The organism is Pseudomonas sp. zjy_15 (assembly GCF_043101865.1).
In the GTDB taxonomy this organism is placed as follows: Bacteria; Pseudomonadota; Gammaproteobacteria; order Pseudomonadales; family Pseudomonadaceae; genus Aquipseudomonas; species Aquipseudomonas putida_Y.
Genome location: NZ_JBICII010000106.1, coordinates 89,964 through 96,998, shown reverse-complemented (window position 1 = coordinate 96,998; position 7,035 = coordinate 89,964). Strand labels below are relative to the sequence as shown.

At 64.1% G+C, this 7,035-nt stretch carries 8 protein-coding genes and 1 pseudogene; 1 reads left to right on the top strand and 8 read right to left on the bottom strand.

The genetic code is table 11. The annotated features are described in order from the left end of the window. A pseudogene (locus tag ACF8EF_RS20660) lies at positions 1-161 on the bottom strand (IS110 family transposase); the annotation flags it as partial. Between the two features lie 136 nt (positions 162-297). After that, on the bottom strand, positions 298-618 hold the full coding sequence (locus ACF8EF_RS20655; RefSeq protein WP_176683837.1) for an I78 family peptidase inhibitor: 321 nt from the start codon (positions 616-618) through the stop codon (positions 298-300). A 274-nt stretch (positions 619-892) separates the two neighbouring features. Here ACF8EF_RS20655 and ACF8EF_RS20650 point away from each other — a divergent pair, with 274 nt between their 5' ends. Further along, entirely contained in the window at positions 893-1,105 is a 213-nt protein-coding gene (locus ACF8EF_RS20650; RefSeq protein WP_021782772.1) for a hypothetical protein, read from the top strand. On the opposite strand, the gene ACF8EF_RS20645 is transcribed toward ACF8EF_RS20650, so the two are convergent. From ACF8EF_RS20645 to ACF8EF_RS20620, 6 genes are all read right to left on the bottom strand, one after another. Continuing rightward, a complete protein-coding gene (locus ACF8EF_RS20645; protein ID WP_392461825.1) occupies positions 1,077-2,078 on the bottom strand; it encodes a nucleoside hydrolase in 1,002 nt (333 codons plus the stop codon). The genes ACF8EF_RS20650 and ACF8EF_RS20645 overlap by 29 nt on opposite strands. A gap of 64 nt (positions 2,079-2,142) precedes the next feature. Continuing rightward, on the bottom strand, positions 2,143-2,541 hold the full coding sequence (rbsD, locus tag ACF8EF_RS20640) for a D-ribose pyranase (protein WP_392529306.1): 399 nt from the start codon (positions 2,539-2,541) through the stop codon (positions 2,143-2,145). After that, positions 2,538-3,446: a ribokinase gene (rbsK, locus tag ACF8EF_RS20635; protein WP_392461823.1), complete on the bottom strand. Its 909-nt coding sequence runs from the start codon at positions 3,444-3,446 to the stop codon at positions 2,538-2,540. Before rbsK ends, rbsD begins: the two co-directional genes overlap by 4 nt. A 15-nt stretch (positions 3,447-3,461) precedes the next feature. Then, positions 3,462-4,484 (bottom strand): LacI family DNA-binding transcriptional regulator, encoded by a 1,023-nt coding sequence (locus ACF8EF_RS20630; RefSeq protein ID WP_104962064.1) that lies wholly within the window; start codon positions 4,482-4,484, stop codon positions 3,462-3,464. Between the two features lie 4 nt (positions 4,485-4,488). Then, positions 4,489-5,484, bottom strand: a complete 996-nt coding sequence (locus tag ACF8EF_RS20625; protein WP_176683841.1) for an ABC transporter permease — start codon at positions 5,482-5,484, stop codon at positions 4,489-4,491. Further along, positions 5,481-7,034, bottom strand: a complete 1,554-nt coding sequence (locus ACF8EF_RS20620) for a sugar ABC transporter ATP-binding protein (protein ID WP_176683842.1) — start codon at positions 7,032-7,034, stop codon at positions 5,481-5,483. Before ACF8EF_RS20620 ends, ACF8EF_RS20625 begins: the two co-directional genes overlap by 4 nt. Position 7,035 lies beyond the last annotated feature (1 nt).

Genomic DNA, 7,035 nt, shown 5'->3' with positions numbered 1-7,035 from the left:
AACGCTTGGCGGGATTTGATGCGATCTTCGTAGATCACCCGACCAGTAGCGTCTTCGCCTGCCAACTGGAAAACCTGTTTGGCCAGGTCTACGCAGATGGTTGTGCAAAGCTCCACATCAGTGGAAGACAGGGAATCTTGTTTCGAACTATGCTTTTTCATGGTCTCGCCCTCGCTGCCGTTGGCTTCTTTGAACACCACCGTGGCACTGTGATGCCTCGGCGGGGGCGAGTCCATCGATTACAGGCGACTGCGCAGGCTTTTCACATTTTGCGCAAGGCAGTTGCCCCCGCGTGCATCAACCGCAGTTGACGCGGGTTACCCTGCCCTGCTCGTCCACGTTCAGGTTCAGGCGCTCTGAGCGGTACTCCAGGGTGACCACATCGCGCGGCTTGAGAATGCGCGCCATCTGCGAGCCGCTGGCCTTGCGTGCCTGCTCCAGCAGTTCGGCACTGGCCTGTTTGCCAATGGCAAAGTCGGCACCGCTGGCCTGGCAGCGGCCATCGTTGCCAGCTGGGGCGGCCGGCGCAGCCCCACCATCAGCGTTGCCACCAGTGCTGCAACCCGCCAGGACAGCAGCCACAGCCAAAGTTGCCAGGTAAGCACGGGTACGGAACATGAAGCCTCCTAAATCGGTCCGGGAACTGCCTGATCCGACAGCTCCGCTCATCATTTGTTGCAAAACCTGTCAAGTCTGCCTGAACTGTAGCAGGGAGGCGAAAAGCAATCGTGACCGGATTTTGCACAACGTGCTGTGTTTGCCATATGCTTAGCTCGCACGGTCACCGGCGCAAAGCCATGATTTGCTGCAAGAAGTGGAGCGCATCCCGCCTCCATCGAACACCAGGGTCAGGTGTTCCTCCTTCGTTCCGGGCCCCCAGCGAGAGCTTTTCATGAGCACCCACAGCATCGATGCCGATATCAAGGTCAAATGGGCCGAGGGCCAGAGCGCGTACAGCCCTGGCACACCGGAAGAGTTGCTGTTGATCGCCATCGACCTGTTGGTGCGCGATAACGGCGCCGAGGCGGCACGCAGCTTCATCGACCAGGTGTTCGAGCGCTACGCGCCGCACGCGGCTATTCCAATCGCGCCAGGCGGGCACTGAGCAGGTCGAACAGCCCCTGGGCATCACCCTGCTCCACCCACAGCACATTCGCTGGCTGCTTGAGCACGCCGTACCAGTCCGCAACTGTCTGGCCGAAAGTGGGCCCTTCGCGGCTGTCGATGCTCATGTGGATGCGCCGGCCACTGAACAGCTCGGGCTTTAACAGGTAGGCGATGACACTGGCGTCATGCACAGGGCCGCCGGGCATACCGTACAGGTCCATGTCGTGGGTGATGTAGGCATTGAGGATGTCCACCACGCGCTTGCTGGCCTGGTTGTTCACGGCTGTCAGTTGCGTCAGGCGGGCGCTGCTGGTCAGCAGCTTGTGGGTGACGTCCAGCGGCAGGTAGGTCAGCTGCACGCCGCTGGCCAGCACCACTTCGGCGGCGTGCGGGTCGGCGTAGAGGTTGAACTCCGCCACCGGGGTGATGTTACCGCCGTTGAAATGCGCTCCCCCCATGACCACCACCTCTTTGATGCCTTTGACGATGCTCGGGCGCTGGATCAGCGCCAGGGCCAGGTTGGTCTGCGGGCCGAGCATGGCGACGGTGATGCTGTGCGGTTTGGCTGCGCCGAGGGTATCGACCAGGTATTGCACGGCATTGCCCTGGGCCAAGGGCGCTTTCGGCTCGTGTACCTGGACACCGGTGAGGCCTTCTTCACCATGAACATCGGCGGCATAGATCGGCGCGCGCACCAATGGGCGGCCGGCACCGGCGTACACCGGGATGTCTTCGCGCCCCGCCCATTCGCGGGCCAGGCGGGCATTGCGCGAGGTCTTGTCCAGGCGCACGTTGCCGGCCACGGTAGTGATGGCGCGGATACTGAGTTCGTTGGGCGAAGCCATGGCCAGAAACAGCCCCACCACATCGTCGGCGCCGGGATCGGTGTCGATGATCAGGTCGATGGGGGCGGCCTGGAGGGTCGAGGCTGTGGCCATGAAGACGACTCCTTGTAGCAGGGACTTGAGCATGGGTGGCACTCCTGTTGCCTATGAATCATGCGGTTACACAGCCCGGCGTCCTCTGTGGAAGCGGCTAGAAGGTGACGCCGGAGATGAGGGCAATGTTGCTGTAGGGCTGGCACTCGCCTGTACGCACCACCGCACGGGCACTGCGCGACAGCACTTTGAAATCCTCATGGGCCAGCCATTCGCGCTTGCCCAGCTTGCCCTTCAGTCGCTCGATTTCGACCAGCGCGGGTGGCACCACTTTCTGCATTTCTTCAGCCAGCACGTGCCGCTCAACCTGCAATTCGCTCAGCACCACCCGCAGCACGCTGGCGAAGTCCGGCAGGCCAGGCGTAATGGCCAGGTCGATAAGTTCCCCCCCCGGCGGCACCGGCAGCCCGGCATCGCCGATCACCAGGATATCGCCATGCCCCATGCCGGCAATGACCCGTGACAGGGCAACGTTCAACAGTGGGGTTTTCTTCATGGCGTCAGCTCCGCCAGGTAGGGAATGGACGGTTGGGCACCGGCACGGGTAACCGACAATGCTGCGGCACGCTGGCCAAAGATGATCGCCTCACCCTCCCCCAGCCCACGTACCAGGCCGGCAGCAAAGCCACCAATGAAGGTATCGCCGGCAGCGGTGGTGTCCAGCGGTTGCACGTGCGGCGCCGGATAGTGCTGATGGCCTTGGCCAGCGACCAGCAAGGCACCTTGCGCACCCAAGGTGATGATCACTTTGCCTGCCCCCAGCTGCAGCAAGCGCTCGCCTGCGCGCCGGGCACTGTCCTGGTCGGTCACCGCCACACCGGTCAAGGCTTCGGCCTCGCTTTCGTTAGGGGTAAGGTAATCGATATGCGCAAACCACTCCGCTGGCAAGGGGCCGGTAGCGGGTGCTGGGTTCAGGATCACCTGCTTGCCCATTTCGTGCCCTCTGGCCAGTGTCCAGGCCACGGTGCTGGCTGGCACTTCCAACTGGCAGATGATTACCTCGGCAGCCTGCAGTAACGCATCGAAGCGCCGCACCGACTGCGGCGTCAGCAGGCCGTTGGCGCCGGGAATGATGACAATACAGTTCTGGCTGGTAGCATCCACCGTGATCAGCGCCACACCGCTGGACACACCTGGGCAGGTGCTGACGCCCTGACAGTCGATCCCCTCGACATACAAGGCCCGGTGCAGTTGCCGACCGTAATCATCATCCCCAACATTGCCGATCATCGCCACGCTGCCGCCCAGCCGCGCAGCCGCCACGGCCTGGTTGGCACCCTTGCCGCCCGGTACCGTGAAAAAGCTATCGCCGGGGAGTGTTTCGCCGGCCCGAGGCAGGCGCTGGGCGCGAGCCACCAGGTCCATATTGAGGCTGCCGACCACCACAACCTTGGCATTCATGACGTTTCCTTAGCGTTAGCGGTAATCATTGAACAGGTCCGGGCGCGGCCCGGTGGACTCACGCAAGACGATACGCGGGGCGACAATGCGCTGCTCCGCTGCGCCTTGCCGGGGCGTAGCGATACGCGTCAGCAGCAACGAGGCAGCGCTTTCGCCCAGCTCGCGGATCGACTGGCCCACCGTGGTCAGTGGCGGGTACACGTAGCGGCTGAGCTCGATGTCGTCGAAGCCGATCACCGACAGCTCGCCGGGTACGCTGATATTGCGTTCGGCTGCAGCCCGCAGCACACCAAAGCCGATCATGTCGTTGCCGGCAAAAATCGCCGAGGGCCGCTTGCCTTCCAGCACCTGCGCCGCCGCCGCATGGCCACCCGGGCTGGTGAAGTCGCAGTGCAGTACACGGCTGCCCGGCACAGGCGCTCCCGCTTCGGCCATGGCACGGCGGAAGCCGCTCAGGCGCAGCTGGGTAACCCCGGTTTCGGCGGGACCGCCGATATAGGCGACGTCGCGATGGCCAAGTTCCAGCAAATGCCGGGTGGCCAGGTATGCCCCCTGCTCGTGGTCAATACGCACCAGGTCGGCATCGACGCCTTCCAGCTCACGGTCGACGATGACCATTGGCGTGCGCACACTGGCCAGGCTTTGCAGCAGGTCGTCGTCCTGGCCCACCGAGGCCACTACCAGCCCGTCGATGCGTTTTTCCAGCAGCACGCGCAGGTAGCTGCGCTGCTTCTGCGGGTTGTCGTCGGAGTTGCACAGAATCACGCAATAGCCGTTTCGCTCGCAGGCGTCTTCGATACCCCGCGCCAGCTCGGCAAAGTACGGGTTGACGCTGTTGGGCACCAACAGCCCGATGGTGGCCGTGCTGCGCGCCTTCAGCGAGCGCGCCACCGCACTGGGCACGTAATCCAGTTCGATGATGGCGGCTTCCACTTTCAGCCGCACCTGCTCGCTGACCGGACGGGTCTTGTTGAGTACATGGGACACAGTGGTATAAGAAATACCCGCCAGTGCCGCGACGTCTTTGATGGTTGCCATGTTGTCAGTTCCGCCGGCCCGCGCGCCGGCTACGGTAAGTGTCGAGCACCACGGCGATGACGATCACCGCCCCGGTGATGATACGTTTGGTCGGCTCGCTGGCGCCGATCTGCGCCAGCCCGGCGGCCAATACGGAAATGATCAGTACGCCAAAGAAGGTGCTGATGACCGAGCCACGCCCACCCATCAGGCTGGTGCCGCCGATCACGACGGCGGCAATGACCTGCAGCTCCAGGCCAGAGCCGGCATTGGGGTCGGCCGCTTCCAGCCGCGAGATCTGGAACAGCGCGGCCAGGCCGGCGAGCAGGCCCATCAGGGCGAACACCAGCACTTTGTAGGGGCGCGGATCGATACCGGCCAGGCGCACGGCCTCTTCATTGGTGCCGATACCGATCAGGTAACGACCGAATACCGTGCGCGTCAGGACCAACTGGGCGAGCACGATCACCAACAAGGCGATGATGAACGCTGGCGAAACACCAAAGGCGACCGGGTTGGAGAACCAGGCATAGGCATCGCCGATATAGGCGGTGCGCGAGTCGGTGAACTGGTAGGCCAGGCCACGGGCCATCTCCAGCACACCAAGCGAAACGATGAACGACGGGATGCGCCAGGCCACGGTGACGCTACCGGTAATGCTGCCGGCCAGCGCGGCCACGGCCATGCCCAGCAGCGCCGAGGGCAGCACGCCCCAGCCCCAGCCGAGTATCGCCACGCTCACCGTCGAGGCGGCCAGCGCCAGCACCGAACCCACCGACAGGTCGATGCCGCCGATGATCAGCACGAAGGTCATGCCCACCGCCAGCACCATCAGGTCCGGGATCTGGTTGGCCAGCGTGCTGAAGGTGCCATACGACCAGAAGTGGCTGCTGAGGAACGAGAACAGCACAATCATCGCCAGCAAGGCGCCAGCCAGGCCCAGGTAGGTGCCCAGGCCAAAGTACGTACCGCTGCGGCGCACGGGGGCGGCGCCCGGGTTGTTTAGCGGGGTGGTTTTCATGCATCCATCCTGGGGGCTGCATCATGCAGCAGCGCGTCACGTTTCTGATAACCGGCGAAGGCGGCGGCAAGCAACTGGTCCTGGCTCCAATGATCACGCGCGAAGGTGTCGATCAGGCGGCCGGCGGACAGCACGGCGATGCGGTCGCAAATCAGCATCAGTTCGCGCAGGTCACTGGACACCACCACCAAGGCCTTGCCTTGACGCGCCAGCTCGGCCAACAGGCCATAGATGTCGAACTTGGCGCCCACATCGATGCCACGCGTGGGTTCGTCGAACAGCAGCACCTGGCAATCGCGCTCCAGCCAGCGGCCAATCACCACCTTCTGCTGGTTACCGCCAGACAGCTCACCCACCACTTGCTGCGCGCCAGCACTGCGAATGCGCATGGCCTGGATCTGGCGTTCGGCCAAGGCCTTTTCCGCCTCGCCATCGAGCACGCCGGCCCGCGATACCGCGCCCAGGTTGCCCAACGCAATGTTGGCGCTGATCGACTGCGTCAACAGCAGGCCCTCGCCCTTGCGGTCTTCGGTTATCAGCGCGATACCGGCCCGCACTGCAGCCTTGGGCGAGTCGATGTTTACCGCCTGCGGCGGCTGGCCCAGCGCGATACCGCCGCTGTCGGCGCGATCGGCACCGTAGATCAGGCGCAGCAGCTCGGTACGGCCGGCGCCGATCAGGCCGGAGATGCCAAAAATCTCCCCTGCCCTGACTTCGAACGACACCTCGCGCACTTTGTCGCCGCGGCACAACTTGTCGACCTTGAGCAGCGGTGCCCCCATCTGCCGTCGGCCCAGGTCGATATGCTCGCCCAGCTCGCGGCCGACCATCAGGTTGACCAGTTCGGCGCTGCTGTAGCGCTGGATCGGCTCGTCGCACACCAGCCTGCCATCGCGCAGTACAACGATGCGTTGGGCCACACGCTGCAACTCTTCCAGGCGATGCGAGATATAGACGATGGCCACGCCGCGGGCGCGCAGACGCTCGATCTGGGTGAACAGCAACGCCACCTCGCGCGCAGTGAGCATGGCAGTGGGCTCGTCCAGGATCAGCACATGGCAGTCACCGATCAGGTTGCGGGCAATCTCGACCATCTGCTGATGGCCGATGCCCAGCTCGCCGACCGGGGTGTCCGGGTCGATGGCGTCGAGCCCGACCCGGGCCATGGCGGCCATTGCCAGTTGGCGCAGGCGCTTGTGGCTGATCCAGCCGAAACGGCTGGGCAGGTTGTCGAGAAACAGGTTTTCCGCCACGGTCAGCGTCGGCAGCAGGTTCAACTCCTGCATGACCATGCGCACCCCAAGGCGTTCGGCCTCGCCGCGACTGCCGGGCGCGTAGGCCTGGCCGCGGTAGGTCATGTGCCCGGTGGTGGGCACCTCCAGGCCACTGATGAGCTTGGACAACGTGCTCTTGCCAGCGCCGTTCTCGCCGGTCAGGGCCAGCACTTCACCGGCGCGCAGGTTCAGGCTGACCTCGCCGAGCACGGGCTGGGCATAGGTCTTGCCCAGGCCGCTGGCGGCAAGCACCACTTCATTGGCCGATGCAGGCATG